This is a genomic window from Nitratireductor luteus, assembly GCF_026162365.1.
Classification (GTDB): domain Bacteria; phylum Pseudomonadota; class Alphaproteobacteria; order Rhizobiales; family Rhizobiaceae; genus Chelativorans; species Chelativorans luteus.
The window spans coordinates 231,043-258,014 of record NZ_JAOANW010000002.1 but is presented as its reverse complement, the minus strand read 5'-3'; the positions used below and the strand labels follow the sequence as shown (position 1 = coordinate 258,014).

The window sequence follows — 26,972 nt, the reverse complement described above, 5'->3', positions numbered from 1 at the left end:
TTTCTGGGGATAACGCCCGCACCTGCGGTCACATCCCGTCAGGCCTGGTCGCTGATTAGCCTCTTGAGCAGTTCTATCTCTTGGGAAAGCTGTCGATCGTCGCCGGACAAGCCTTCGATCTTGCGCACTGCATGGAGCACCGTGGTGTGGTCCCGCCCACCGAAACGCCTACCGATTTCCGGCAGGGAGCGCGGCGTCAGCACCTTGGAAAGATACATGGCCACCTGGCGCGGCTTGACGATGGTCCGGGTACGGCGGTTGGATAGAAGCTCGGTCTTCGACACGTTGTAGTGCCGCGCCACGATGCGCTGGATGTCTTCTATGCGCACCCGCTTGGGCTCGCCCGTGCGGCAGACAGGTCCCAGAATTTCGTCGATGCGCTCCAGCGTGATATGCGGCTCGAACGACTGGCGGAAGACGAGCTGGTTGAACGCACCTTCCAACTCGCGGCCGCTGCCGGTCACGGTGCGCGCCACGTGTTCCAGGATCTCCACTGGAATATCGAGCGTACCGTCCTCGGTCCTTGCAGAGGCAAGGCGCTGCTTGAGCATGGCAAGGCGCAGATCATAGTCAGGCGCCGCTATTTCCAGCGAAACACCGCCATTTAGGCGCGATTTCACGCGCGGCTCCAGTGATTCCAGCTCGGATGGCGGGCGATCTGCCGCCACGACGACCTGGCGAGCGCTGTCGAGCAGCATGTTCAGCAGGTGGCAGAACTCGTTCTGGATCGATTTGCCCTGCAGGAACTGCATGTCGTCGATGATCAGCAGGTCGATGTCGCGAAGCTGTTCTTTCAGTGTCAGCGCGTTGTTGTCGCGGATAGCGGTGGCGAACCGCCACATGAAATATTCAGCCGTCAGGTAGACGACACGGGACTGCGGCTTGCGCTTCAGGGAGGCCGCAGCGATCGCCTGGAGAAGATGCGTTTTGCCAAGCCCGACGGAGGCATGGAGGAAAAGGGGATTAAAGCGGATCGAGTTGGAATCGGATTCGGCAACTGTGCGCGCCGCGGCGCAGGCCACGCGGTTGGAGCCGCCTTCGATGAAGGAATCGAACGTATAGCGGCTGTCGAGCGGCGAACCAAAAATGTTGGGCCGTCCGTTCTGTTGCGGCCGCGTCGTCGGCGGACCGCCTGGCCGCTCGTTGCGGGCACCGGTGAGGACGCCGGAGGAAAGTGCCGTTTGCGGCTGGTGCGAGACCTTACGTGCGGCGGGCTTCACCTCGCTGCGCGCCGCGGTGCCGCGTGTCGCCGTGCGGACGACGATCTCCACTTTGAGGATCGACTGATCCTCGCGTTTCCAGAGTTCGGCTATGAGGTCGATATAGTGCCCATTGATCCAGGCCCGCAAAAAGGCCGTCGGCACGGAAATGCGCACCACGCCCTTGGAGGCTTCCGCAAGCTTCATCCGGCCAAACCAGCTGGAATAGACCTCCGTGCCCAAGCGGGCTTTCAACTGTGCCTGAACGCGCTCGAATACCGCATTGGAGCTGCTGGAGCCGTCCACGTTCTCTTCTTGAACCGCTGGATTCTGAAAGGAGAAATCTCCCTCAACTTCCCTCTCGACGCCGCTTTGCATCCTCGTTTCCCTGTTAAAATTTTTTCTGATCTTAGATACGGGCCGTCTAGACAAAAGGCGTCAGTACGGCCTTCAATTGCCCGTCCCCATGCCCTGCCCGGTCAATGCAGCCGGGAAGTGCCCCTTTTTGTATTTCCACGTCTCCCATCCCCCAAGCCGATGTCACGCTGCAGCCAAAGCAATAGCGCTTCCGGCCACGGGCCAGAACCGATTTCCACCTTCAAAACAGTGACGAATCTGCCCGACTCTACATATCGCTCGAGCAAAAACCTCCCGGCACGCGGAAAACTCCGCGCTGCTGCTACTGCCCATTTCGGCTAGTTTTCCCGGGCTGCTCGACTGCCCTTGCGATGGGCTGACAATACCGAAATCCGTGTGGAAAGAGCAAGTGCGCGGATAACGCTTTTTTCACGAATCCCGCCGGTGCAACCTCCGCGACAGGGCGGCGGAACCATTACAAAACGGATAAAGCTTTTTGATTCCAGAGCCTTTTCGAGAAGCTTCCAGTCACGCCTCGCAATAGAAAAAAAATCGAAAAATTCTGCTTGACATTAAGGCCCGCAGGGTGGCGGCTCCGTGACGGGTGCAGCCTGTGGATAACATTCCATAACTATATGATTACAATAGACAAATAGATTTCACTGCCAAGCACGGTACGGCCTTATATGACAGTATTCCTAATGGTTTGAAACAAAACGCCGGCAAACGAAGATGCGCTCGCCTCGAGCAAGGAAATAACCATCTCCTGCAAGCTGCTACCCGGCAAAGAAAAACCCGGCTCAAAAGGCCGGGTTCTTACAGCTACCGATGCAGGTTCAGGCGCTGAGCGTTTTCACGCGTTGCGCGAGGCGCGAGACCTTCCGAGAGGCCGTGTTCTTATGAACGACGCCCTTGCCGGCGGCGCGCATCAGTTCGGGCTGCGCGGCCTTGAAGGCCTCTTCCGCTGCCGTCTTGTCGCCGGCGGCGAGTGCCTCCTCGACCTTGCGGACGAAGCTGCGAACACGCGAGCGGCGGCTCTTGTTCACTGCGGTACGGCGGGCGATCTTTCGAACCGCCTTCTTGGCCGAAGTGGTGTTGGCCATATTTCCTCTCTCGTTTTCAACTGTCGCTGCCGCGAGGCGAGCCTGCACGACGCAGGGACCCTTGGGCACAAAATAAAAGGGCAGCCGTAGGGCCACCTCAGTTGGGCCGGCTTATAATCCAGCTTCCCAGGCGCGTCAATGCATTTTGGCGCGCGTTTCGCTCAGCGGTTCTTGAACTGGGCGGAGCGCTTCTCGGTAAATGCCCTCATGCCTTCCTTCTGGTCGTCGAGCGCGAACATGGAATGGAAGACCCGTCGTTCGAACCGGAGGCCTTCGCCGAGCGTCGTCTCGTAGGAGCGGTTGACCGCTTCCTTCACCATCATGACTGCCGGCAGCGAGAATTCGGCGATCTTGCCGGCCACCTTCAGCGCTTCCTCGAGCAGTTCGCCAGCCGGCACGACCCGCGACACCAGGCCCGAACGCTCCGCCTCCTCCGCGTCCATCATGCGGCCGGTCAGGCACATCTCCATGGCCTTGGACTTGCCGACGAAGCGCGTCAGCCGCTGCGATCCGCCCATGCCCGGCATTACGCCCAGCGTGATCTCGGGCTGGCCGAACTTGGCGTTATCGGCGGCCAGGATGAAGTCGCACATCATGGCAAGCTCGCAGCCGCCGCCCAGCGCATAGCCGGCCACCGCCGCGATGACCGGCTTGCGCACCCGCGTGAGGCGCTCCCATCCGGCGAAGAAATCCTCCATATAGGCTTCGATATAGCTTTTCGGCTGCATCTCCTTGATGTCGGCGCCGGCCGCGAAGGCCTTCTCCGAACCGGTGATGACGATGGCTCCGATCTTGCCGTTGCCGTCGAAGGCCTCGGCCGCCGCCACCAGTTCCTCCAGTACCTTGGAGTTCAGCGCATTGAGCGCCTTGGGGCGGTTGAGCGTGATGAGGCCGACGCGGCCGCGCGTCTCCACTAGAATAGTCTCGTAAGCCATGAAAACCCTCCTGATATGTGTTTGACGTTTACCCTATGCTGGCCCTACCGCTGGCATGCAGGACAGTAGAATGTGGATCGGCCCGATTGCACGATGCGCCGTATGGTGCCGTCGCAGCCTGGTTTGTGGCAGGCTTCGCCCTCTCGGTCATAGGCATTGAAGGAATGCTGGAAATAGCCGAGCGATCCGTCGGCTCGCATGTGGTCGCGCAACGATGAGCCGCCGGCGGCGATGGCCTCGGCAATGACGGCGCGCACCGCCTTGGCAAGTCGTTCGGTCCTGGCCGTAGCCCCGTTTCCTGTTGCTCTACCCTCGCCGACGATGGACCCCGCCCGGCGGCGGGGCGACAGGCCGGCGCGCCATAGCGCCTCGCAGACATAGATATTGCCCAGCCCGGCGACGATGCGCTGATCCAGCAAAGCTGCCTTCAACGGGGCCTGCCGGCCCCTGAGCAGCGCGGCCAGCAGAGCGCCGTCGAGCGTATTTCCGGTCGGCTCCACTCCCAGGCCCGCCAGCAGTGGGTGCGCGTCCAGTTCGGCTGCCTCGGCAAGCAGCATGAAACCGAAACGCCGCGGATCGTTGTAGGTCACCAGCGCCGCCTCGCCCTTCGGCCCTTGCAGCGAGAAGCGTACGTGATCGTGCTTCGCATCCCTCGGGCGGGCATGGTGGAAGGAGCCCGGAACATCCGCTGCGAACTCCCGTTCGATGCGAAAAGATCCGGACATGCCCAAGTGGCAGATCAGCACCGCGCCGCTATCCAGATGGATGAGCAGATATTTGGCACGCCTTGCAAGGGCTGTGACGCGTCGTCCGGCTACTCTTGCGGCAAAGTCGTCCGGAAAGGGAAACCGGAGATCAGGCCGGCGCTGGTCCAGCGCGACGATGCGGGCACCCTCCATCACCGGTTCGAGACCCCGGCGCACCGTTTCGACCTCGGGAAGCTCAGGCATCGGGCGATGATCCGGGCAGGAAGGGTGTGCCATGCGTGCCTGGGGGCAGGCCAAGATGGGCGGCTACGGTCTCGCCCATATCGGCGAAGGTCCTGCGCACGCCTATCGATCCTGCGCTCAACTCGGGCCCGATGCCGAGGATGGGAACGCGCTCGCGCGTGTGGTCCGTCCCCTTCCAGGTCGGGTCGCAGCCGTGATCGGCGGTCAGGATCAGGATATCGCCGCGCTTCAGCTTCGCCAGTGCTTCCGGCAGTCGGCGATCGAACGCCTCCAGCGCGGCCGCATAGCCAGCAACGTCGCGCCGGTGGCCATAAAGAGAGTCAAAATCGACGAAATTGGTGAACACGAGATCACCGTCCTCGGCGTCGTCCATGGCGCCGAGCGTGGCGTCGAAAAGCGTCATGTTGCCCGCCGCCTTGCGCACTTCCCCGACGCCTTGATGGGCGAAGATGTCGCCGATCTTGCCGACGGCGATGACACGCCCGCCCGCCGCCGTCACCCGGTCCAGCACAGTGGGCTCGGGTGGCGGCACGGCGTAGTCGCGACGGTTGGCGGTCCGTTCGAAGGTCACGGCGGTCTCGCCGACGAAGGGACGGGCGATGACGCGGCCGATATTGTAGGGGTCGACCAGCCGGCGGGCCGTCTCGCAAAGCGCATAGAGACGGTCGAGGCCGAAATGCTCTTCATGCGCGGCGATCTGATAGACGGAATCGGCCGAGGTGTAGCAGATAGGCTTTCCGGTCCTTATGTGCTCCTCACCGAGCCGGGCGATGATCTCGGTTCCCGAGGCGTGGCAATCGCCAAGGATGCCCGGAAGCCCCGCTTCGTCAATGATCCTCCGGGTGAGATCTGGGGGGAAGGTCGGGACGGTTTGCGGGAAATAACCCCATTCGAAGGGAACCGGCACGCCGGCGATCTCCCAATGGCCCGAAGGCGTATCCTTGCCCTTTGAAACCTCGTCGGCTGCACCGTAAAGCGCATCCGGCAAGGCCCGAGCGCTCTCGCCCGGCTTGCCGGCGGCCAGCGCATGGGCGGCATCGAGGCCCAGCCGCCGCATATTGGGCACATGGAGAGGGCCGGAACGCAGGCCCGCCCTGTCCGCCGCGCCGGTGTCGCAGGCCTCCACGATATGGCCGTACGTGTCCGCCCCACGGTCGCCGAAGCCGGCGGCGTCCGCAGCATGGCCGATGCCGAAGGAATCGAGGACGAAAAGAAATGCGCGGGCCATGCATGGTGCTCCGTGGGTGGAGCACCAGAGATAGTCAGGGGCCGCAATATTGGCAATGCCGCCAACACCGTCATGTTGACAGATGGAAGTCAGGCCGGTTGCGATGAAGCAGGGTCAGCAATCGCTGCAGGGTATCGTCGTGCTCACCCGGGGCCGAAGATGGTAGCGCCCGCCCATCGTCATGTTGAGCGCGTCGAACGCGCCGCCGAAGCCAAAGTGGTTGCCTTCATCCGTCGACCGTGAGCCGAATGGCTGGTAATCGAGTGTGGTGTGGGCGCGAATGAGAAACGATCCGGGGACCATGAGATCCCCGGGCACTGTCGTCTCCGTTCCCGGTGTCGTATCGGGACTTCCAGCGCCGGCAACCATTTTCCGCGACCAGACGACCTTGGCTTTGGGCTCTGGGTCATCGGTGATTTCGATAGCGGTCACGGTAATCACCGGCTGCGAGCGCTCATAGGGCTGCAGGACGGATTCGCCGATCTCCATGATGGCGTCCACCTCGGACCTGGTGATCGTCTGCTGCTGGGTGATCAGATCGCCAACCTGGCTGGCCGAGCGCTCCACATTCGAGCTGGTCACGACCGCGAGCGAATATTCCAGGGCAAGGAAATAAACCCCGATGAGAAGCGGCGCGATGAACGCGAATTCGACTGCGGCCACGCCACGTCGGTCACGAAGGAGCGCTATCGCTCTCCCGGCAAGTCCGCGATTGGCGGCCGGTGTTGCAAGACGGGCGACAAGTGCGTTTTGCTTCAGGTCAGTCATCGAAGGGCTCATTTTGCCAGGTGACGGCGGCGAAGAGTGAGCTCGTCCCGTCGTTCAGATTGAACAGCCTGCTCTTCATGAAACCGGTCAGCGTCGACCATTTATAGACGATGCGCATCTTGTTCTTGGATTGGGACGGTCCGGGATCGAATCCGCGGTTCTCGATCACCACTTCGCCATCCCTGACGCGCATTTTCGCAGCGGCGGCCAGCGCGAACGTATCGTACTGCTTGAGGTCAACGATCAGGCCGGGGCAATCGCTGCTGACGAGGAACAGCATTCGGTCACAGATCATCTCGCGAAACTCTGCTTCGTCCAGATCTGCCGCCTTCACCTGCCCGGTTCGCAGGACGCGGGCAACGTCGTCGGCGGCATTGTTCAACAACTGCCAGGTGGCAACCGAAATGCAAAGCTCGACGATGGCAAAGAAGAGTATGAAGAATGGCGCGGCCAGCATCGCGAATTCAAGCGCCGCCACGCCCTTCCTGTCGCGCATGAACAGGCCGAACAGCCCTTTGCGCCTCATATTCGCTTCCATTGCCTTCATCACTCCGCCCCACGGAACTACAGGAACTGCCAGGATACTAGCAGCAAGGGGTTGAGCTTCGGTTTTGCCGATGAGTAAGAACGGAGGCTTCCTGTTAAACCGGCGGCAACCAATCCAGCCGGGGCCGCCCGGCATTACTGACCCGCCATCTCCATTTCCGACATTCTTTCGGCTTCGGTCTTGTATGAGCCTTCGCAATAGGGCGTGCAGGACAGTGTCTGGATGCTCGAACGGCGGTAGATGCGTACTGATTCCGCGGCCTGCCGCGATACAGTGATCTGTTCGTCGACAATGGGCTGGCCCTCTATGTCCAGCACGACGATGTTGGTAACGCCGAAGCCCTTGCCTGTGAGCACGATGGTCGTGGAATCCTGCACCGCCGCGTCGGCGATTTCGGGATTGCCAATGACGACGGTGTCGGCCGGCCGCGCTAGCTTGACGATCTTGGCCTGGTTCATCACTACCTTGATGCCGGCATCGGCCAGGGCGGCAGCTGGTGACAGCACCAGGCCGGCCACCAATGCAAAACCTACGCTATATATATAGGACCTCACGGCCATTTCGGTTCTCCCGCCACATAAGCTGACCAAAGATGAACGAAACTGGTGAATTGAGTATTAATGCTAGGAAGACCCGTACTTGGGCGGACGCAGGCGTCAGTCGAAATGCTATCGAAATTGTTGTGACAGCATTAACCAGTCGGACGACATGCACCTCGTAAGGTTTCGGTAATATTGTTTGTTAAGCGCATTGAAACAGCTCCGGCCTACATTCCCGTCCATCCGATCGACGCACAAGAACAGTTGACGGAAGTGCTGTAGAAAACCGGAGTAAGGAGTTCTCCCATGACTAAGCTGTTTGCACGTTTCGCCAAGGACGAGTCCGGCGCGACCGCTATCGAATACGGCCTGATCGCCGCCCTCATCGCCGTTGGCATCATCGCGGGCGCCGGCGCGCTCAGCGACAGCATCGGCACCACGCTGACCGGCCTGGGCACGACTATGGAAAATCCTCCGGCTAACTAACCATGCCGGAATGATCGGAAGGGCCGCTTGCCGCGAGGCTGGCGGCCTTTTCATTGTGCCGAAAGCATATACCGCTGGCCCCTTCACCAAGCCTTAAAGCCCGCATGCCCATAATCGCTTCGTTTCCTCATCCAGGTGAAGCCGATGCTTGAAGCCGCCATCTTCGTCATATTCCCCTTCTGCATGGCCTATGCCGCCGTGTCCGACATGGTGTCGATGACTATCGCCAACCGGGTGTCGCTGCTGCTGATCGCCGCCTTTGCGCTGATCGCGCCCTTCACCGGTATGGAATGGGCCGTCTACGGCATGCATTTCGCCGCCGGTGCGGCGGTGCTCGTGGTGACTTTCGGCCTGTTCGCCCTCGGCGGCATGGGCGGCGGCGATGCCAAACTGCTTGCCGCCACTTCCGTCTGGTTCGGCTTCAACACAGGTCTCCTGGAATACCTCCTCCTGTCGACCGTGGCCGGTGGCGCGCTGACCCTGGCGCTCATCGCCTATCGCAATTCCCCCATCTCCGCCCTGACAGGCGCCAATGTGCTGTTGCGGCATTTTTCCGACCAGAAGGCGGGTATCCCGTACGGCGTCGCCCTCGGCGTGGGCGGGCTGCTCACCTATTCCCAAACGCCGCTGATGCAGTGGGCGATGGCGCGGATGACGGCTCCCTGAGCATTTTTGTAGGTTCGATTGCCAAACAAAAGGCCGCGGCGTTCGACGCCGCGGCCTTTCTTAGTCGTAGTGCCGCAACTCAGCAGCTTCCCGGATGGATCACCCTGTAATCCTCGACCCGTGCGGTGCAGGCGTTGGGAAAGGTACGGATCCGGTCGCCGCGCCTTGCGCAGACGGGATTATATTCCTTGGTGCACATTTGCGGGCGGTCCGGCCTTGGCGGGCGCGGGCGATCGGGACCTTCGTCGACGACAACCGTGCAACTCGACAGGATAACCGCCGCGCAGGCCATCGCGCCGAGTTTGATCAATGGATTAAAGAGATGCATGAACCCCTCCTGTTGCAACCGGACAAGGCTCAACGCCGTTGTGTCCGCCGCGTTCCCTACAGCATCGGCCCGAAAATCGGAATCGATTTTCGGAAAGCACGATGCGTAGATTCAAACTGTTAGAGCGTCCTTTGTGCGTCCGAAAGGACGCACGGCGCTCTAGCGGAGCTGGCGCGCCAGTTCCGCATCGGGGAAGCAGGTCGCGATCTTGCCTTCTCTTTCTTGCCAATTCCCTATTGAACGCCGCGTCTTGAAGCCCGCCAGCCCATCGGCGCCGCCGACATCGTATCCCATTCCCTCCAGCGCCCGCTGCATGGCGGCAATTTCGGACCGGCCGATGCCGCTGACCGCCCGCCATTCCGCCTGGAAGGAAATGTCGCCATACATGATCCGGTCGCCGGCATGGCCGACAAAGAGGGCGTAGAGATCGCTCTCATTGTAGTCCTTGAGCCGATAGAAATTGGGCGTGACGACGAAGGCGGGGCCATAGCGGCCGGCCGGCATCATCAAATAGCCCTCGCCGCTCAACTCATGGGCTGGAAAATCCTTTCCGCCCACACGCCTGATGCCCATGGCGGCCCAGTCTGCGATGCGGCGACCCTGGTCGGGACCTTCCAGCGCACATGAGATCTCTTGCGGAACGACGACCTCGAAACCCCAGTCGCGCCCGCGCACCCAGCCGTGCTGGGCAAGGTAGTTGGCGATGGAGGCCAAAGTGTCGGCTTCCGAGTTCCAGATGTCGGCGCGCCCGTCGCCATCGCCGTCCACGGCGTATTTCAGGTAGGAGCTGGGCAGGAACTGCGGCTGGCCCATTGCTCCGGCCCAGGAGGAGCGCATGGCGCGTGGATCGATTCCACGCTCTTCTACCATATCGAGCGCAGCCAGCACCTCCTCGCGGAACATGTCCTTGCGGGTCGACAGGAAGGCCTTCGTCGCCAGCACTTCAAAGGCGTCGTGGGGGATATTGGCGCGCCCGAAGCCGGACTCCCGCCCCCAGATCGCCAGGACAATGCCGCGCGGCACGCCGAAGCGCTGCTCGATGGTCGTCAATACCGATGCAAGTTGTGGTGCACGGCTGCGCCCGCCGGAGACCACGCCGCCCACATGTTGGAAATAGGCCGATGGCGCCCGGAATTCGGCCTGGTGCTGTTGGCGTTGCGAAGACGCACTCTGACCCGGCAGGACGAGGTCGGGCAGCTTGAGATTGGGAGAGGTCGCGCCGAGCGCCTGGTTGAAGGTCGTCTGGGAGATGCCGCGCGCCTGGGCGGCCGGCCACAGGTCGCGTGCCACCCAGCCGCGATACTGCTCCTCTATCGAGGCCGCGCGCGCGGCAATGGCGGCAAGGAGAATGGCGGCCAGCGCCAGCACGATCTTTCCCATCATTCCTCTCAAGGCGTCGTCCCCTTGCTGCGGTCAGTCGAAAGCGGTGCGTGATTTCAACGCGGCGGCAAGCGTGCCTTCGTCGAGATAGTCCAATTCGCCCCCGACAGGCACGCCATGGGCAAGCCGGGTGACCTTGACGCCCATATCGCCCATCTGGTCGGTGATGTAGTGGGCGGTGGTCTGACCTTCGACGGTGGCGTTGACGGCAAGGATGATCTCGGAAATGCCGCCCTCCGCCACGCGGCTCACCAGGCCCGAAATGTTGAGATCGTCAGGGCCTATGCCGTCGAGCGGCGAAAGCGTGCCGCCGAGCACGTGATAGCGCACATTCATCGCCGCCGCCCGCTCCAGCGCCCAGAGATCCGCCACGTCCTCCACCACGATCAAGGTGGCAGCATCGCGGCGCGGGTCGATGCAGATGGTGCAGGGATCGATCGTGTCGACATTGCCGCAGACGGAGCACACCCGGACCTTCTCCACCGCTTCGGCCATGGCGGCGGTCAGCGGCTCGAAGAGCTGCTCCTTCTTCTTGATGAGATACAGCGCCGCCCGCCGCGCCGAGCGCGGCCCCAGCCCCGGCACCTTTGCCAGGAGCTGTATCAGGCGCTCAATCTCGGGGCCGGCGATGGATTTGGACATGGGACTTCGATTGGTTGAGGCGGCAGGAATAGGGCAACAAGGCGGTAGGGCAGTAGGGAGACAGGGGCACTCCTGCCGAATCGCCCCACTACCTCACTGCCCTATTCCCCTAATCCCTTAGAACGGCAGCTTCATTCCCGGCGGGATGGGCAGGCCGGCCGTCATCTCCTGGGATTTTTCCTGCATGGCCGCCTCGACTTTCGTTTTGGCGTCGTTATGGGCGGCCAGGATGAGGTCTTCGAGGATTTCCACGTCGTCTTCCTTGAAGAGAGACGGGTCGATCTCCAGCTTCTTCATCTCGAACTTGCCGGTCAGCGTCACCTTCACGGCTCCGCCGACGGCCTGTCCGGTGACCTCCATCTGGGCCATCTCTTCCTGCATGGCCTGAAACTTGGCCTGCATTTCCTTCGCCTTGCCCATAAGACCCATCAGGTCGCGCATAGCGGTCTCCAATTCCTGTTAGATTTCCCGGTTTCTGTTAGATTTCATTGTCATCGTCATCCGTCTCGGGCGCAGTCGGGAGCTCGTCGTCGTCCGCAACCGCGTCCGGTATGCGGATATCGAGGATGCGCGCGCCCGGAAATTTCTTCAAAATGGCGGCAACTGCGGGATCCGCCTTCGCGTCGGCGATAGCCGATTCACGCTTGCCCTGTTCGGCCTCGGCCAAGGTCGGCGAGCCACCCTCGCGCGACAGCGAAACAACCCAGCGCCGGCCCGTCCATTCCATCAGACGCGTTGTGAGGTCGTTCAAAAGCGTCTTCGGCGCTTCCTCCGTCAGGTTCACCGCAAGCCTACCCGGCTCGATCTGCACGAGCCGCACGCAGTTCTTGAACTGCACCTTGAAGGCGATATCGCGGCGTGCGTCGGCCAGATCGGCGATGTCGGCTAGCGAACCGAGCGGAACTTCCTCAATGGCGGGCTCGGCCACAGGCGTCGGGCTGGGCTCGGCAGCCGGCGGCGCCACCGCCTCGGCCTGCACCAACCTCATGGTCTGCCCGCCTCCCGAAGCTGACACGCGGCCCGTGGCAATCGCATGGGCGCCGCCGTTTCCGCCATGGGTGGCGGGCACGCCGCCCCCGTTTCCATGCGGCTGCGGCACGGGGCTGGGAGTCGCCCCGCTCTCCAGCGATTTCAGCGCTTCGTCGAGTGTCGGCAAATGCGCCGCATGGGCGATGCGGATGAGCACCATTTCGGCGGCTGCCACCGGGCGGTTGGAATGCTGCACTTCCTGAATGCCCTTGATGAGCATCTGCCAGGCGCGCGAGAGAACTCGGACCGAAAGCTTGCCCGCGAAGGCTGCCCCGCGTGTGCGCTCGTCTTCGTTGAGCGAGGCGTCGCCGGCCGCCTGCTCTACGAATTTGAGGCGGGTGACGAGATGATTGAACTCGGCGAGATCGGTCAGCACCGTGGCCGGATCGGCGCCCGAATCGTATTGCGCACGGAATTCGCCGAGAGCGGCGGCGACATCGCCCTTCATCAGATGTTCGAACAGGTCGATCACGCGGGCGCGGTCGGCAAGGCCCAGCATGTCGCGCACGGTCTGCGCGGTGACCTGCGCCGCCGAATGCGCAATGGCCTGGTCCAGGATGGAGAGCGAATCGCGCACCGAACCTTCGGCCGCCCGCGCGATCATCGCCAGCGCGTCATCCTCGACGGCCACGCCCTCATGGCCGGCGATCTCGCGCAGATGGGCGGTCAGCACACCGGCATCGACCCGGCGCAGGTCGAAACGCTGGCAGCGCGACAGGACGGTGATCGGAACCTTGCGGATTTCCGTGGTGGCGAAGATGAATTTCACATGCGGCGGCGGCTCTTCCAGCGTCTTCAGCAGGCCGTTGAAGGCCTGGTTGGAGAGCATGTGAACCTCGTCGATGATGTAGACCTTGTACCGGGCCGAAACGGGCGCGTAGCGCACCTGCTCGATGATGTCGCGTATGTCGTCGATACCCGTATGGGATGCCGCATCCATCTCGACCACGTCGACATGCCGGCCTTCCATAATGGCTTCGCAGTGCTCACCCGGCGCCTCCAGCGCGATGGTGGGCTGGTCGATCTCGGCGGTCTTGTAATTGAGCGCCCGCGCCAGGATGCGCGCCGTCGTCGTCTTGCCGACACCGCGCACGCCGGTCAGCATCCAGGCCTGCGCGATGCGTCCGGTGGCGAAGGCATTGGTCAGTGTGCGAACCATCGGCTCCTGGCCGATCAGGGCGGAAAAATCGCGCGGGCGGTATTTGCGCGCCAGAACGCGATAGGCGCCGGCCTTGCCTTTGTCCGCTCCGCCCTTGCCAGCCTGTCCGGCGTCGTCCATCAGATTGTCGCGCTCCCGTGGTCGGCATTCCGCAACGGTCAGTTTCCCTTGCCGTGCAGTCGCGCGTCAAGCGCTCATCCGGGCAAGAGGTAAAGGCGGGCGGATGAAAGATAAGGTGGGAGGCTGGCACGGCGACCCGTGCCTGGCTCGTTAGGGCTGCTTCCTTCCGGACCTGACCCGGTTGGCGAGTGGCGCGTCCACCACCAACCTCCCAACCCCCATATCGTCAATTGCGGGGGCAAATGCAAGTGCGTCGGAACGCTGCCCGAAAATCGATTCCGATTTGAAGGCCGATGCTGTAGCTTGTTTGGAAAGAGGAAACGTCAATGCTGCCCGGCAAGAAAAAGGGTTTCGAACTCGATCCACGACTGGAGAGCGAGAGCCAGCAGATCATGTGGCTCGGCCTGTGCGAGCTGCGTATCCGCGACGACCGTCGCTGGCCATGGCTTCTGCTTATTCCGCAGCGGCCGGGCATTGAGGAAATCCATGACCTGACGCCGCTCGATCAGGCGATGCTGAGCTTCGAGACCAATATGGTTTCGCAGGCGCTGAAGGACATGACCGGCTGCACCAAGATCAACAGCGCCGCGCTCGGCAACATCGTGCGGCAGCTCCATGTCCATGTCATCGCCCGCACTGAGGGCGATGCCGGCTGGCCCGGTCCGGTCTGGGGCTATGGCCAGCGCGAGCCCTATCGCCGGGAAGACCTTCACCAACTTGCCGAGAACATCAAGCGCAAGCTGTGAGGCTTCCCATCGATCAATCGAAGCATGAGGACGGAATGGACACGAGCGTGAAGCCGCGCGCCGGCGATTCGGCTCTGGATGCGATCGCATTCACGGGCAATATCATCGATCCCCAATCTGAGAATCGCGCGGACGACGCGGCCGCAAATGCACTGGGGGAGCCGGAAGCCCGTCTTATGCTGATACGGGAAGGGCGGCTTTGCCTGAAGGTTCAGGAGAAGGGGTTACACGCCTATTTCACGGCAGAAGATGCCGCGCCTTTAAGGGCCAGACTGGCCGACGCGGTGTTGCTGGGGCGTGCGCCGGAAAGTCCGGTACTGGCCGCGCCTTTCGATCTCGACCCGGAAGCGCTGCCCGCCGACATCAAGGCCATCGATCTTCGGTCGATCTATGTGCAGGGTCTGCTGGACCCGGCGACGCTGGGTGCGCTGGCGCAAGGTGCGGCGCTTCTCGCCTGGAACGCCAATCACCGGTTCTGCGGGAAGTGCGGCCGGGAAACCGAGATGCGGGCCGGTGGCTACCGCCGGCACTGCACGGATTGCGAGCGCGATCACTTTCCGCGAACGGACCCCGTGGCCATCATGCTGGCAGTGCGCGGCGACAAATGCCTTCTTGGCCGCAGCCCGCATTTCACGCCCGGCATGTATTCCTGCCTGGCCGGCTTTATCGAGCCGGGCGAGACAATCGAACAGGCGGTGCGGCGCGAAACCTTCGAGGAATCGGGCGTGAGGGTGGGAAAGGTGACTTATCTGGCCAGCCAGCCCTGGCCCTTTCCTTATTCGCTGATGATCGGCTGCATAGGCGCGGCGGAAACCGAGACCGTCGATCCCGACACGGCCGAACTGGAGGATTGCCGCTGGTTCTCGCGCGAGGAGGTACTGGCCATGCTGGCGGGCGCTCACTCCGATAGGCTGGGCGTTCCCCCACGCGGTGCGATCGCCCGCCATATCATAGCGTTCTGGGCGGAGGCTGGCTGAACCCTCCTGACCGCTTCATCTGTCCCGGCGGCGTTCCGGAAGCGGTTACTCTTCGTCCTCGCTCTGGCTGGCACGAAAGGGGTGCGCCTCGTAGACACCCAGTATCCGCACCTCGCGCGAGAAGAAGCGCAGCTCCTCGAGGGCCAGCGCGAGGTTGCGATCCTCCGGATGACCTTCCACGTCGGCATAAAAGAGTGTGGAGAAGAACTTGCCGCCGAGCTGGTAGCTTTCCAGCTTGGTCATGTTGACGCCGTTGGTGGCGAAACCGCCCATTGCCTTGTAGAGCGCGGCCGGCAGGTTGCGCACTCGGAAGATGAAGGTCGTTACCATCGCTTGTTCGCCGGTTTTGCGCGGCGCCCATGTCTTCTCCTTGGACAGGACGACGAAACGAGTGACGTTGTTGTTGGTGTCCTCGACATTCTCGGCAACGATATCCAGCCCGTAGAGGTCGGCGGCCAGGCGCGGAGCGAGTGCGGCGCTCGTATGGTCGTTTTCGGCGGCCACCTGTTTTGCCGCACCCGCCGTATCGCCGGCGACCATCGGCTTCCAGCGGTGCTTGCGAATGATCTTCCGGCATTGGCCGAGTGCATGGATGTGGCTGTAGACTGTCTTGATCTCCGATATGTCCACGCCCGGCAGCACCATGAGCTGAAAATGGATCGGCAGGAAGTACTCGCCGACGATGTGCAGCTTGGATTCGGGCAACAGGTAATGGATGTCGGCAACCCGCCCGGCAATGGTATTTTCGATGGGGATCATGGCAAGGTCGGCCTTGCCGTTCTCAACGGCGGCGAAGGCGTCCTCGAATGTCGGGCAGGGCAGCGGCTCCATATCGGGAAACATGTCCCGGCAGGCCGTGTCGGAGTTGGCCCCGGGCTCTCCCTGAAATGCTATCCGGTTGGTTTTTCTTGCCGCCATGATCTCAACCTTGCCTGTCTTTCAGAATATCGCGTGCCCGCTCGAGATCTTCCGGCGTATCGACGCCGAGCGGCAACGAGTCCACCAGCCCCACATCGATGCACATCCCCGCCTCCAGCGCCCGCAGCTGCTCCAGCCGCTCGCGCAATTCCAGCGGCGAGGGCGGCAGCGCCACGAAACGCTCGAGCGCGCCGCGCCGATAGGCATAGATGCCGATATGGTGGTAGAGCGGTCCCTCGCCCCACGGCGCTGTGGCGCGGGTAAAATAAAGCGCGCGCAGCCGCTTCAGATCGCCGCCGCCCTTCGGCGTGCCGATGATCTTGACGACGCTCGGATTGGTCTTCTCCGCCTCGTCGCGGATTTCCACGCCCAGGGTGCCGATATCTGTCTCCGGCGCTTCCAGAAGCTTGGCGGCGGCAATGATGTCCGCAGCCGGGATCGCTGGGAGGTCGCCCTGCAGGTTGATGACGATATCGGCCTCGCCGTTCGGATCCACGCGGTTCAGCGCCTCGAAGATGCGGTCGGACCCGGATTGGTGATCGCTGCGCGTCATCACCGATTCCACGCCGTCGGCCTCAGCCGCCGCCGCGATCTCGCGCGTATCGGTGGCGACGACGACGCGGCCAAGGCCCGCCTCTCTTGCTCGCTCGGCCACGTGCAGGATCATCGCTTTCCCGCCGATATCGGCCAACGGCTTGCCGGGCAGGCGGGTAGAGGCCATGCGCGCTGGAATAAGGACAATGGCTTTCATGAAAGGACCGGGGTTGAAAGTGGCAAAAGGTCTCAGCGGAAACAGCCTTATATGTGTTGCATGCCCGAAGCAAAAGACCTAGTTTCCGCGCGATTTTACCGGCATCGGCCGAACGCGGGGGACACGAGAGCGGCACTTTCAGGCTACCGCCTCGCCGCGGCGTCCGGAAAAGGGAGCCTCAGGGCGAATGGACTCGTTCGAAATTAACAAGATCATCGGTGCGCTTCTTGGCGTGATATTTGTCATGTTCTCGGTCAGTATCGTTTCCGAGGCTCTCTTCCACGCCGAAGGGCTCGAAACGCCCGGCTACCTCGTCGAGGTGCCGGAAAGCGATCAGGGTGGCGATCAACAGCAGGAAGCGGCGCCCGAATCGGTTCTGCCGCTGCTTGCCGACGCGGATCCCTCCGCCGGTGAAGGCATCTTCAAGCGCTGCCAGGCTTGCCATACGGCGGAACAGGGCGGAGCCAATAAGGTCGGCCCCAATCTCTGGAACATCGTCGAGCGGCCGGTCGCTAGCCATGAAGGCTTCAGCTATTCGGCGGCCATGCAGGAATTCGCCCAGGGCGGCGAAACCGTGTGGGACTATGAAAATCTCGATCATTTCCTGATTAGCCCCAAGGGGCTCGTTCCCGGAACGGCGATGGCTTTCGCCGGGCTGAAGAAGATCGAGGATCGCGCCGATCTCATCGCCTATCTCCGCACGCTTTCGGACAACCCCACTCCGCTGCCGGAAGCAGGTAGCGAGGGCGCGAACGAGGAAGGCGATGCGGCCGCCGGCGACCAGGGCGCTGCAACCGAACAGCCGGCTGCTGATGCAGAGCAAGCGCCCGAGGCTGAAGGTGATGCGACCCAGGGGAAAGATGCCGCAGCTGAGGTACCGTCGGATGAAATCAAGCCGGCTGTACAGGCGCAGTAGACCCGATCTTTGCCGTTCAGAAGAAGAAAAGGCGGGCCTGTCACGCCTTTTCGTTATATTCTCGCTCTCAAGCAACGTAGGGTGTCGGATCCATGCGTGGTCCGCCCGCTTGCATGAAGCAATGGCAAAGCCAGCGCCCAAGGATTCCAGCATCGTCATTGGCGCCCACGCCATTGTTTTGCTCCGAGGATGGTCTACCCTTCCTGTTGTGTGACATAACAGGTGTGCTGACCAATGAATCCAAACACTGCGATTTCCGCGATTTCCCGCAAGATCCGCGGGTTGATCGTTTGGCTTGCCCCATTGCTTCTCCTGACGGCCACGGGCGCGAGCGCGCAGGAGCCGGAATGGCGTACAACGACCTCGCTCATCGATGAAGCCGTCGAGACGCAGCCTTTCGAGGGCTACGACTATGTGAACCCCGACGCCCCCAAGGGCGGAACGCTGAACTCGGCGGTCACCGGCACGTTCGACAGCTTCAATCCCTTTGTAGTGCGCGGTACGCCGGCGGCCGGGTTCACGAATTTCGGCGGCCTTCTGTGGGACACGCTGATGCAGCAGTCGCTTGCAGAGCCCAGCACCAGTCATCCGCTGATCGCGGAGGCATTCAAATATCCCGACGACTTTTCTTTCGCCACCTACCGCATCAACCCGCAAGCACGCTGGCACGACGGCGAGCCTATCACGGCGGAAGATGTGGTCTGGTCACTGGAGCAACTCAAGCAACACAGCCCCATGCACAACCGCTACTTCGCCAACGTGACGGAGGCGGTGGCGCTGTCGGACCGCGAGGTTCAGTTCAGGTTCGACCAGAAGGGGAATCGCGAGTTGCCGCATATCATGGGCGACCTGCCCGTATTGCCCAAGCACTGGTTCGAGGGCACCGATGCGAAGGGCAACAAGCGCAACGTCGCCGAACCGACGCTCGAACCGCCATTGGGCAGCGGTCCCTACAAGATCCAAAGCTTCGATCCCGGCTCGAAAATCACCTGGAGCCGAGCCGAGGATTATTGGGCCGCGGACCTGCCGGTGAACCGTGGACGTTACAATTTCGACCGTCGCGTCTACACCTATTTTCAAGATGAGAATGCAGCCTGGCTTGCCTTTACCAAGGGAGGATTGGAGGACATCCAGCTTGAGAACAGTTCGCGGCGATGGGTCACGGGATACGATTTCCCCGCCGTTCATGCCGGCGATGTCATCAAGCGCGAATTCCCCGATGGCGGCGTGCAGCCCATGCAGGCCTACGTGCTCAATTTGCGCAAGCCGCGCTTTCAGGATCGTCGTGTCCGCCAGGCTCTGACGCTCGCCTACGATTTCGAGCAGATGAACAGGACCCAGTTCTTCGGCCAGAACACGCGCACCACCAGCTATTTCCACGGCAGCGAGCTTGCCGCCACGGGCCTGCCGGAGGGGCGTGAACTGGAGATCCTCCAAGAGTTCCGCGACCGGTTGCCGCCGGAGGTCTTCACGGAGGAATTTAGCCTTCCCGTCTACGACAACGCCAATGCCGAGCGGCAATATCTGCGCGAAGCCGTCCGCCTGTTCAACGAAGCGGGCTGGGTCATCCGCAACGGACGCATGGTAAATGCAGATACCGGGCAGCCATTCAGGATCGAATTCCTTGGCCGGGGCCCCACCGACGAGATCATCTTCGGCGGCTATATCTCCGCGCTGCGGAAGATCGGCATCGACGCCTCGCTGCGCATCATCGATACTTCGCAATATATAAGCCGGGTCAATGCCTTCGATTTCGACGCGGTGACGGGCCTGTTTCCGCAATCGCTGTCGCCCGGCAATGAGCAGCGGGAATATTGGAGTTCCGAGGCGGCCGAGTTGGAGGGTTCGCGCAATCTGGCCGGCATAAGCGATCCTGTCGTCGACGCGCTGGTCGAAAAGATCATCTATGCTGAAGACCGAGACGATCTGGTCGCCGCTACCCGGGCGCTCGATCGGGTTCTTTTGTGGAACTATTTCATGGTGCCGCAATACCATCGTCCGGTCACGTGGGTGGCCTATTGGAACAAGTTCGGCATTCCCGAAGACCAACCCGAATACGCCAGCGTCGACATCGAATCCTGGTGGATCGACTCGGAACGCGAGGAAGCCCTTGCACGGAAATACAGAAGCCAGCAATAATCTGATTTTTAAGGGATTTTTGTAATGGCTAATAGCGGAATTACCCGTCGCGCCATGTTGGCCGGACTTGGTGGCGCCTCCTTGTCGCAGTTCTTGCCAGTATCTGCATGGTCTGCCGTTCCGGCTGGAAAGCCTCTGCATGGTCTCTCCACCTTCGGCGAACTCAAATACGGCCCGGACTTCACCCATTTCGACTACGCCAATCCGGATGCGCCCAAAGGTGGCACCTGCAACTTCGCGCCCAGTTACTGGTACTTCAATCAGAATGTGCTGACCTTCAACACGCTGAACAGTTTCGTGCGAATGGGCGACGCCCCGCCACGCATGGAGGATTGCTTCGACACGCTGATGGTCTGGGCCTGGGACGAGCCGGATGCCCGCTACGGGCTTCTGGCGGAAAGCGTGACATTGTCCGAAGACCGCAACACGCTGACATTCAAGCTGCGGCCGGAGGCACGCTTCCATGACGGCTCGCCGGTAACGGCCGAGGATGTGGCCTACAGTTACAACCTCATCAAGGAGAAGGGCCACCCGCAACTCTCGCTGATGCTGACGGAGATGACCGAAGCGGTGGCGCAGGATGCGGCGACCTTTCGTCTGACATTCTCCGGCAACCAGTCGGTCGGCACCACGCTCAGCGCCATTTCCGACATCCGAATCCTGTCAAGGGCTTCCGTCGAGAAGAACGGCTTTGACAGCTCCAAGATGCGTCCACTTTTGGGTTCCGGCCCCTACAAGGTGGGCCGGGTCTCCGCCGGTCGCTACATCGAGTATGACCGGGTGACGGATTATTGGGCGCGCGACCTCCCCGTGAAGCGCGGCCTCCACCATTTTGATACGATCCGCATCGATTTCTACCGCGACCGGAACGCCGGGTTTGAAGCGTTCAAGAAGGGTGACATATTTTTCCGGCAGGAATCCACCGCGCGCAGTTGGGCCACGCAGTATGATTTCCCCGCCGCGCGCGAGGGCAAGGTCGTGAAGCGCGAGATTCCCGCGCCCTTGGTTCCCCAATATCAAATATGGGCGATCAACCAGCGGCGCGAACGCTTTCGCGACCGGCGCGTAAGGCAGGCGATCGAGCTCTGCTTCGACTTCGAATGGACCCGGCGCAATATTTTCTACGGGGCCTATGAGCGCGCGGATTCGATGTTCGAGAATTCTCCCTACAAGGCCGAAGGCTTGCCGTCCGAGGAAGTTCTGGCGCTTCTGAAAAGCCTTCCGGGCAATGTGCCGGAGGAAGCTTTCGGCGAGGCGGTGAAATCACCGGACGCCGACGGTTCGGGCAAGGACCGCCAAGCGCTGCGCAGAGCGCGCCAGCTCATGATGGAGGCCGGCTGGAAGCTCGACAGCCAACTCCTGAGGAACGAAAAGGGCGAGGCATTCACGCTGGAGTTTCTCGACCGCGATATCGTGTGGGAGCGCATCCTATCTCCTTTCATCGAGAACTTGCGGTCCATCGGCATCGATGCCTCCCTGCGCATCGTCGATCCGGCGCAATATCAGGCGAGGGTCGTCAGCTATGATTTCGATCTGGTGTCACGGGCTCTACGGTTCGAACCGACGCCGACCGAGTCCTCACTGGAGCAGCATTTTCACTCCTCGATCAGCAATGTCGAGGGCAGCTACAACCTGCCGGGAGCCACCGATCCTTCCCTGGATGCGCTGGTGGAAGCAGTCGGCAGGGCGCAAAGCCGCGAAGAACTGACCATAGCGATGCGCGCGCTCGACCGCGTCGTCCGCGCTCGGCGCGATTGGATCCCGACATGGGGATCGAACACCAGCCGCATCGCCTATTGGGATATGTTCGGCTATAGCGAATCAGTGCCCGACTACTTTTTTGCGGTCGAGGTGCTGTGGTGGCATGACACGGAGAAGGCGCAAGCGATTGGCAAGGCATGACGGATCTATGAACATGACCGACGGCAGATTTTCCTTCGCTTCATGGTATCCCGGCGGAGCCGCCTGCTGATGGGCGCCTATATCCTCCGACGCCTGCTGCTGATGATCCCCACGTTGCTCGGCATCATGGCGATATCTTTCATTGTCGTTCAGTTCGCGCCGGGCGGTCCCGTCGAGCAGGTGATCGCCCAGGTGACCGGCCAGGCCGGAGGCGCGGATGCGCGTATTTCAGGCGGCGGATCGGATTTTGGCGGCGGCCAGGAATTCGAGGCCTCCGGCGGCGGCTCTTCGAAATACCGGGGCGCGCAGGGGCTGGATCCGGAGTTCATCGCGCAGCTCGAAAAGCAGTTCGGCTTCGACAAGCCGGCGTATGAGCGCTTTTTCCTGATGCTGTGGAACTATGCCCGCTTCGATTTCGGCGAAAGTTATTTCCGCGACATCTCGGTCGTAGACCTGATCCTGGAGAAGATGCCGGTCTCCATCTCGCTCGGCCTGTGGATCACGCTGATCTCCTACTGTATCTCCATCCCGCTCGGCATCCGCAAGGCGGTCAAGGACGGCTCGCCCTTCGACGTCTGGACCAGCGGGGTCGTCATCATCGCCTACGCTGTTCCAGGCTTCCTGTTCGCTATCCTTCTCATGGTGTTTTTCGCCGGCGGATCGTTTTTCGACTGGTTCCCGCTGCGTGGCCTGACATCGGACAATTGGGAGCAGCTTTCCTGGCCAGCGCGCATCGTCGATTATTTCTGGCACCTGACCCTGCCGCTGACGGCCATGGTGCTTTCGGCATTCGCCACGACGACACTGCTTACCAAGAACTCGTTTCTGGACGAGATCCGCAAGCAATATGTCATCACCGCCCGCGCCAAGGGGCTGTCGGAACGGCAGGTGCTTTATGGCCATGTGTTCCGCAACGCGATGCTGATCATCATCGCCGGCTTTCCCGGCGCCTTCATCTCGTCCTTCTTCACAGGCGCCTTGCTGATCGAGAGCATTTTCTCGCTGGATGGCCTCGGCCTGCTCGGCTTCCGCTCGGTGATCGACCGTGATTATCCTGTCGTCTTCGCCAACCTCTATATTTTCTCGCTGATAGGCCTGTTCATCAGCCTGCTTTCCGATCTCACCTACACGCTCATCGATCCGCGCATCGATTTCGAGCGGAGGGACGTGTAGATGTCGGAATTCCAGGCTGAGACGCAGGTTGAGCGTGTGAGTCGGCCCGCCCGCCGGCCGTGGCTTTCGCCGATTAACAAGCGGCGCTGGCAGAACTTCAAGGCGAACCGCCGCGGCTACTGGTCGCTTTGGATATTCCTCCTCCTTTTCATCCTGTCGCTGTTCGCCGAGTTCCTGGCCAACGACAAGCCGGTGCTCGCCTCCTACAAGGGCGAGATCCTGTTTCCGGTCTTGGTGGATTATCCGGAGGAAAAATTCGGCGGGTTTCTGGCCGTTACCGACTACCGCGACCCTTTCATCCAGGACGAGATCGAGGCCAATGGCTGGATGATCTGGCCGCCCGTCCGCTATTCCTACCGCACGGTGAACAGCGAAATTCCGCAGGCGGCGCCCGCAAAGCCGTCATGGATGTATGAGAAGGAAGTGCGCTGTCAGCGCTATGCTCAGGGGGCGGCCGATCCGCGCTGCACTATGGGCAACTGGAACTGGCTCGGCACGGACGACCAGGCGCGGGATGTGCTGGCGCGCGTCATATACGGGTTCCGCATATCGGTCCTGTTCGGGCTGATCCTCACGGCCGCCTCGGCGCTGATCGGTGTGTCGGCCGGCGCCGTTCAGGGCTATTTCGGTGGTTGGACCGACCTCATTTTCCAACGGTTCATCGAGATATGGTCGTCGATACCGGTGCTTTATCTCATCCTGATCATCGCGGCCGTCCTGCCGCCGGGCTTCTGGATTCTGCTGGGCATCATGTTGCTCTTTTCGTGGGTGGCTTTCGTCGGCGTGGTGCGGGCAGAATTTCTGCGGGCGCGCAATTTTGAATATGTGAGCGCGGCGCGGGCGCTGGGCGTCCCCAACCGCACCATCATGTTCCGCCACCTCCTACCCAACGCGATGGTGGCGACGCTGACGTTCCTGCCCTTCATCCTCAACGGCTCGATCACGACCCTGACATCGCTCGATTTCCTGGGCTTCGGCCTGCCGCCGGGCTCGCCCTCGCTGGGCGAGCTCCTGCGCCAGGGCCAGCGCAACCTCAACGCGCCCTGGCTCGGCATCACCGGCTTCCTGAGCCTTTCCATCATGCTGTCGCTGCTGATCTTCATCGGCGAGGCAGTGCGCGACGCATTCGACCCCCGGAAGACGTTCAAATGAACGGACCGCTCCTTTCCATCCGCGATCTCTCTGTTTCCTTCACTCAAGGTCAGCAGGAGACGTTGGCCGTGGATCGCATCTCGTTCGACATCGGGCGCGGCGAGACCGTGGCGCTGGTGGGCGAATCGGGATCGGGAAAATCCGTGACGGCGCTGTCGGTTCTCAAGCTTCTGCCCTACCCGGCCGCCAGCCACCCTTCCGGCCAGATAATCTATGGCGGCAAGGATTTGCTGTCGGCAAGCGAGAACGAGTTGCGCAAGGCGCGCGGCAACGAGATCAGCATGATCTTCCAGGAGCCGATGACCTCGCTCAATCCGCTGCACAACATTGAAAAGCAGATCGGCGAGGTGCTGAAGCTGCACCGCGGCATGAGCGATCAAGCCGCCCGGGCACGCACGCTGGAACTGATGGATCAGGTCGGCATCCGCGACGCCGAAACGCGGCTTGCCTCATTCCCGCACCAGCTCTCGGGCGGGCAACGTCAGCGCGTGATGATTGCCATGGCGCTCGCCAACGAGCCAAGCCTCCTGATCGCCGACGAGCCCACCACCGCGCTCGATGTGACCGTTCAGGCGCAGATTCTCGAGCTTCTGGCCCGGTTGCGCCGGGAAAACGACATGTCGATGCTTTTCATCACCCATGATCTGGGCATCGTGCGCAAGGTGGCCGATCGGGTTTGCGTCATGACCGGCGGCAAGATCGTGGAAACCGGTCCGACCGCGGAGATATTCGACAATCCGCAGCACGAATACACGCGTCATCTCCTGGCGGCCGAACCGAAGGGCGAGCCCCCCGCTGCCGACCTTTCGGCGGACAAGGTGATCGAAGGCTCCGATATCAGGGTCTGGTTCCCGGTAAAGAAGGGCTTCCTGCGCCGGACGGTGGACCACATCAAGGGGGTGGACGGCGTCGATGTCACGGTGCGCGCGGGGCAGACTCTGGGCGTCGTGGGCGAATCGGGATCGGGCAAGACGACGCTGGGGCTGGCCCTGTCGCGGATGATTTCGTCACAGGGGGAAATCCGTTACGCGGGCGCGCGCATCGACGCGCGTTCGTTCCGCCAGATGCGGCCGCTGCGCCGCGAGATGCAGATCGTCTTCCAGGACCCGTTCGGCTCCCTCAGTCCGCGCATGTCGGTAGCCGAGATTATCCAGGAAGGGCTCAGGATACACGAGCCGGGCCTTTCGGAGGACGAGCGGGATGCCATGGTGGTGGACGTGCTCCGGGAGGTCGATTTGAGCCCGGAAAGCCGGTTCCGTTACCCGCACGAGTTTTCCGGCGGCCAGCGCCAGCGCATCGCCATTGCCCGCGCGATGGTGCTGAAGCCGAAATTCGTGATGCTGGACGAGCCGACATCGGCGCTGGACATGAGCGTGCAGGCGCAGGTGGTGGATCTCCTGCGCGACCTGCAGGAGCGGCACAATCTGGCCTATCTCTTCATCAGCCATGATCTGAAGGTGGTGAAGGCTCTCGCCAATGAGGTGATGGTCATGCGCGCCGGCAAAGTCGTGGAGGCAGGCACCTCCGAACAGATATTCACCGCCCCCAAGACCGACTATACCCGCGCCCTGATCGCGGCTGCCTTCGACATCGAGGCGGTGCCGGGCGGCGTGGTGAGCGAATAGGACTGCCCGTTTCTTCGCCGCCTCCTGGTTTTCCCGCCGCCCTCACCATGCGGCCCGGTAGATCGCCAGTGCGTCCGCCTCGCTCACCTCGCGCGGATTGTTCACCAACAGCCGTGTCTGCTTCATCGCGTCCGCCGCCATCTTCGCCAGATGCTCCTCGCCGATACCGACCTCTCGCAGGCGGGTTTGCATGCCGAGCCTTTGTGCGAGGGCGGCAAGCTCTTCGATAAAGGCTGCACATATCGCCTGGCTGCCCTCGCCGCGGTCGAGGCGCGGAAACGCGTCACAGGCAATCTCGGCATAGATGTGCGCGGCCTCCGGCGCGTTGAAGCGCAGGACATGGGGCAGCACCAGCGCATTTGAAAGCCCGTGCGGCACATGGAACGTTCCGCCGATGGGATAGGCAAGCGCATGGATGGCGGCGACCGGCGAATTGGCGAAGGCCTGCCCCGCCAGCATCGAGCCAAGCAGCATTGCGCTGCGCGCCGCCACGTTCTTCCCGTCGAACACGGCCATCTCGATATTCGCGCCCAGCAATTGCAAGGCCTGCCGGGCGAGCATCCTGGAAAGCGGATTGTTGTTGGCGGATTTGGATGCGTATGCCTCGATGGCGTGCACCATGGCGTCGACGCCGGTGGCTGCCGTGATGGCCGGCGGCAGGCCGATGGTCAGTTCCGGGTCCAGCACCGCGATGTCGGGCAGGTTGAGCGGACTGGAGACGCCGCGCTTCTCCTCCTCGCCAACGGTGATGATGGAAACGGGCGTCACCTCCGATCCGGTGCCGGCTGTGGTGGGCACGAGAACCAGCGGTAGGCGCGGTCCTTTTGCATTGCCCACGCCCCAAGCCTCGTCGAGATCCTCTCCCGACCCCAATAGCAGAGCGGCCAGCTTGGCGACGTCAAGCGAGGAGCCGCCGCCGAAGCCCAGTACACCGGTGGCCCTTGCATGCCGCCCTGCCTCGACAGCCTTCATCAACGTCGCCAGCGAAGGGTCGGCCTCGACTTCGTCGAAGATCGTCACTTCCACGCCCGCCCGCCGCAGGGCCCCGGCAGCTGGGTCGCACAGGCCGAGCCGGCGCAACCCGGGGTCGGTGACGAAAAGCACGGTTTTTCCAAGCCTTTTTACAGCGATTTCATCCAACCGGCGACTCGCTCTGCTTTCAAAAACGATGGCGGGTGGCGTATGAAACACGAAGGGCGTAATGAGATTGTTCATTTCCGAAAATTGACAACTAGCA

At 62.0% G+C, this 26,972-nt stretch carries 26 protein-coding genes and 1 other RNA gene; 10 read left to right on the top strand and 17 right to left on the bottom strand.

The annotated features are described in order from the left end of the window. Positions 1–38 precede the first annotated feature (38 nt). From dnaA to N1058_RS03750, 8 genes are all read right to left on the bottom strand, one after another. Positions 39–1,577 carry a chromosomal replication initiator protein DnaA gene (gene dnaA / locus N1058_RS03785; protein ID WP_265516153.1) on the bottom strand — a complete coding sequence of 513 codons (1,539 nt, stop codon included), beginning with the start codon at positions 1,575–1,577 and terminating at the stop codon, positions 39–41. 815 nt (positions 1,578–2,392) lie between these two features. Continuing rightward, positions 2,393–2,659 carry a 30S ribosomal protein S20 gene (rpsT, locus tag N1058_RS03780; protein ID WP_265516152.1) on the bottom strand — a complete coding sequence of 89 codons (267 nt, stop codon included), beginning with the start codon at positions 2,657–2,659 and terminating at the stop codon, positions 2,393–2,395. Between the two features lie 161 nt (positions 2,660–2,820). Further along, positions 2,821–3,594, bottom strand: coding sequence for an enoyl-CoA hydratase (locus tag N1058_RS03775; protein ID WP_265516151.1), 774 nt, complete (start codon positions 3,592–3,594; stop codon positions 2,821–2,823). 44 nt (positions 3,595–3,638) lie between these two features. Continuing rightward, the gene (gene mutM / locus N1058_RS03770) at positions 3,639–4,544 is read right to left on the bottom strand and encodes a bifunctional DNA-formamidopyrimidine glycosylase/DNA-(apurinic or apyrimidinic site) lyase (RefSeq protein ID WP_265516150.1); all 906 of its coding nucleotides are present in this window, start codon (positions 4,542–4,544) and stop codon (positions 3,639–3,641) included. Beyond that, positions 4,537–5,772 carry a phosphopentomutase gene (locus tag N1058_RS03765; RefSeq protein WP_265516149.1) on the bottom strand — a complete coding sequence of 412 codons (1,236 nt, stop codon included), beginning with the start codon at positions 5,770–5,772 and terminating at the stop codon, positions 4,537–4,539. Before N1058_RS03765 ends, mutM begins: the two co-directional genes overlap by 8 nt. Before the next feature lie 114 nt (positions 5,773–5,886). Next, complete coding sequence (locus N1058_RS03760; protein WP_265516148.1) at positions 5,887–6,540, bottom strand: TadE/TadG family type IV pilus assembly protein; 654 nt, start codon at positions 6,538–6,540, stop codon at positions 5,887–5,889. Further along, positions 6,533–7,222, bottom strand: a complete 690-nt coding sequence (locus N1058_RS03755) for a TadE/TadG family type IV pilus assembly protein (RefSeq protein ID WP_265516147.1) — start codon at positions 7,220–7,222, stop codon at positions 6,533–6,535. Before N1058_RS03755 ends, N1058_RS03760 begins: the two co-directional genes overlap by 8 nt. Beyond that, positions 7,222–7,647, bottom strand: a complete 426-nt coding sequence (locus N1058_RS03750; protein ID WP_265516146.1) for a pilus assembly protein N-terminal domain-containing protein — start codon at positions 7,645–7,647, stop codon at positions 7,222–7,224. Before N1058_RS03750 ends, N1058_RS03755 begins: the two co-directional genes overlap by 1 nt. 285 nt (positions 7,648–7,932) lie before the next feature. Between N1058_RS03750 and N1058_RS03745 the strand changes: the two genes are divergently transcribed. Continuing rightward, a complete protein-coding gene (locus tag N1058_RS03745; protein WP_265516145.1) occupies positions 7,933–8,112 on the top strand; it encodes a Flp family type IVb pilin in 180 nt (59 codons plus the stop codon). A gap of 144 nt (positions 8,113–8,256) precedes the next feature. Further along, positions 8,257–8,778 (top strand): A24 family peptidase, encoded by a 522-nt coding sequence (locus N1058_RS03740; RefSeq protein WP_265516144.1) that lies wholly within the window; start codon positions 8,257–8,259, stop codon positions 8,776–8,778. 79 nt (positions 8,779–8,857) lie between these two features. On the opposite strand, the gene N1058_RS03735 is transcribed toward N1058_RS03740, so the two are convergent. The 6 genes from N1058_RS03735 to ffs all read right to left on the bottom strand — a co-directional run bounded on the left by N1058_RS03735 (position 8,858) and on the right by ffs (position 13,648). Then, positions 8,858–9,106: a Kazal-type serine protease inhibitor family protein gene (locus N1058_RS03735; RefSeq protein ID WP_265516143.1), complete on the bottom strand. Its 249-nt coding sequence runs from the start codon at positions 9,104–9,106 to the stop codon at positions 8,858–8,860. Positions 9,107–9,265: 159 nt separating this feature from the next. Continuing rightward, complete coding sequence (locus N1058_RS03730; protein ID WP_265516142.1) at positions 9,266–10,489, bottom strand: lytic murein transglycosylase; 1,224 nt, start codon at positions 10,487–10,489, stop codon at positions 9,266–9,268. Between the two features lie 30 nt (positions 10,490–10,519). Next, a complete protein-coding gene (gene recR / locus N1058_RS03725) occupies positions 10,520–11,128 on the bottom strand; it encodes a recombination mediator RecR (protein ID WP_265516141.1) in 609 nt (202 codons plus the stop codon). Between the two features lie 117 nt (positions 11,129–11,245). Further along, positions 11,246–11,569: a YbaB/EbfC family nucleoid-associated protein gene (locus N1058_RS03720; RefSeq protein ID WP_265516140.1), complete on the bottom strand. Its 324-nt coding sequence runs from the start codon at positions 11,567–11,569 to the stop codon at positions 11,246–11,248. A 37-nt stretch (positions 11,570–11,606) separates the two neighbouring features. Continuing rightward, entirely contained in the window at positions 11,607–13,436 is a 1,830-nt protein-coding gene (locus N1058_RS03715; RefSeq protein WP_265516139.1) for a DNA polymerase III subunit gamma/tau, read from the bottom strand. Between the two features lie 115 nt (positions 13,437–13,551). Next, positions 13,552–13,648, bottom strand: an RNA gene (ffs, locus tag N1058_RS03710) — signal recognition particle sRNA small type. Between the two features lie 114 nt (positions 13,649–13,762). On the opposite strand from ffs, the gene N1058_RS03705 reads away from it, so the two are divergent. Next, positions 13,763–14,182 (top strand): HIT family protein, encoded by a 420-nt coding sequence (locus N1058_RS03705; protein WP_265516138.1) that lies wholly within the window; start codon positions 13,763–13,765, stop codon positions 14,180–14,182. A gap of 35 nt (positions 14,183–14,217) precedes the next feature. After that, positions 14,218–15,159 carry an NAD(+) diphosphatase gene (nudC, locus tag N1058_RS03700; protein WP_265516137.1) on the top strand — a complete coding sequence of 314 codons (942 nt, stop codon included), beginning with the start codon at positions 14,218–14,220 and terminating at the stop codon, positions 15,157–15,159. 45 nt (positions 15,160–15,204) lie between these two features. On the opposite strand, the gene N1058_RS03695 is transcribed toward nudC, so the two are convergent. Together N1058_RS03695 and N1058_RS03690 are read right to left on the bottom strand one after the other, a co-directional pair. After that, positions 15,205–16,077, bottom strand: a complete 873-nt coding sequence (locus N1058_RS03695; RefSeq protein ID WP_265516136.1) for a prephenate dehydratase — start codon at positions 16,075–16,077, stop codon at positions 15,205–15,207. A 4-nt stretch (positions 16,078–16,081) separates the two neighbouring features. Further along, positions 16,082–16,828, bottom strand: coding sequence for a 3-deoxy-manno-octulosonate cytidylyltransferase (locus N1058_RS03690; RefSeq protein WP_265516135.1), 747 nt, complete (start codon positions 16,826–16,828; stop codon positions 16,082–16,084). Positions 16,829–17,015: 187 nt separating this feature from the next. Here N1058_RS03690 and N1058_RS03685 point away from each other — a divergent pair, with 187 nt between their 5' ends. The 6 genes from N1058_RS03685 (at position 17,016) to N1058_RS03660 (ending at position 25,735) form a co-directional block, all read left to right on the top strand. Further along, complete coding sequence (locus tag N1058_RS03685; RefSeq protein WP_265516134.1) at positions 17,016–17,744, top strand: c-type cytochrome; 729 nt, start codon at positions 17,016–17,018, stop codon at positions 17,742–17,744. Between the two features lie 234 nt (positions 17,745–17,978). Beyond that, positions 17,979–19,883 (top strand): extracellular solute-binding protein, encoded by a 1,905-nt coding sequence (locus tag N1058_RS03680; RefSeq protein ID WP_265516133.1) that lies wholly within the window; start codon positions 17,979–17,981, stop codon positions 19,881–19,883. A 24-nt stretch (positions 19,884–19,907) separates the two neighbouring features. Continuing rightward, on the top strand, positions 19,908–21,785 hold the full coding sequence (locus N1058_RS03675) for an extracellular solute-binding protein (RefSeq protein ID WP_265516132.1): 1,878 nt from the start codon (positions 19,908–19,910) through the stop codon (positions 21,783–21,785). 69 nt (positions 21,786–21,854) lie between these two features. Continuing rightward, positions 21,855–22,958 carry a microcin C ABC transporter permease YejB gene (locus tag N1058_RS03670; RefSeq protein WP_265516131.1) on the top strand — a complete coding sequence of 368 codons (1,104 nt, stop codon included), beginning with the start codon at positions 21,855–21,857 and terminating at the stop codon, positions 22,956–22,958. Next, positions 22,959–24,110: an ABC transporter permease gene (locus tag N1058_RS03665; protein ID WP_265516130.1), complete on the top strand. Its 1,152-nt coding sequence runs from the start codon at positions 22,959–22,961 to the stop codon at positions 24,108–24,110. Then, positions 24,107–25,735: an ABC transporter ATP-binding protein gene (locus tag N1058_RS03660; protein ID WP_265516129.1), complete on the top strand. Its 1,629-nt coding sequence runs from the start codon at positions 24,107–24,109 to the stop codon at positions 25,733–25,735. The genes N1058_RS03665 and N1058_RS03660 overlap by 4 nt, the downstream gene beginning before the upstream one ends. 42 nt (positions 25,736–25,777) lie before the next feature. Here the strand turns inward: N1058_RS03660 and N1058_RS03655 are convergent, their stop codons facing one another. Next, on the bottom strand, positions 25,778–26,938 hold the full coding sequence (locus N1058_RS03655) for an iron-containing alcohol dehydrogenase (protein WP_265516363.1): 1,161 nt from the start codon (positions 26,936–26,938) through the stop codon (positions 25,778–25,780). Between the last annotated feature and the right edge of the window lie 34 nt (positions 26,939–26,972).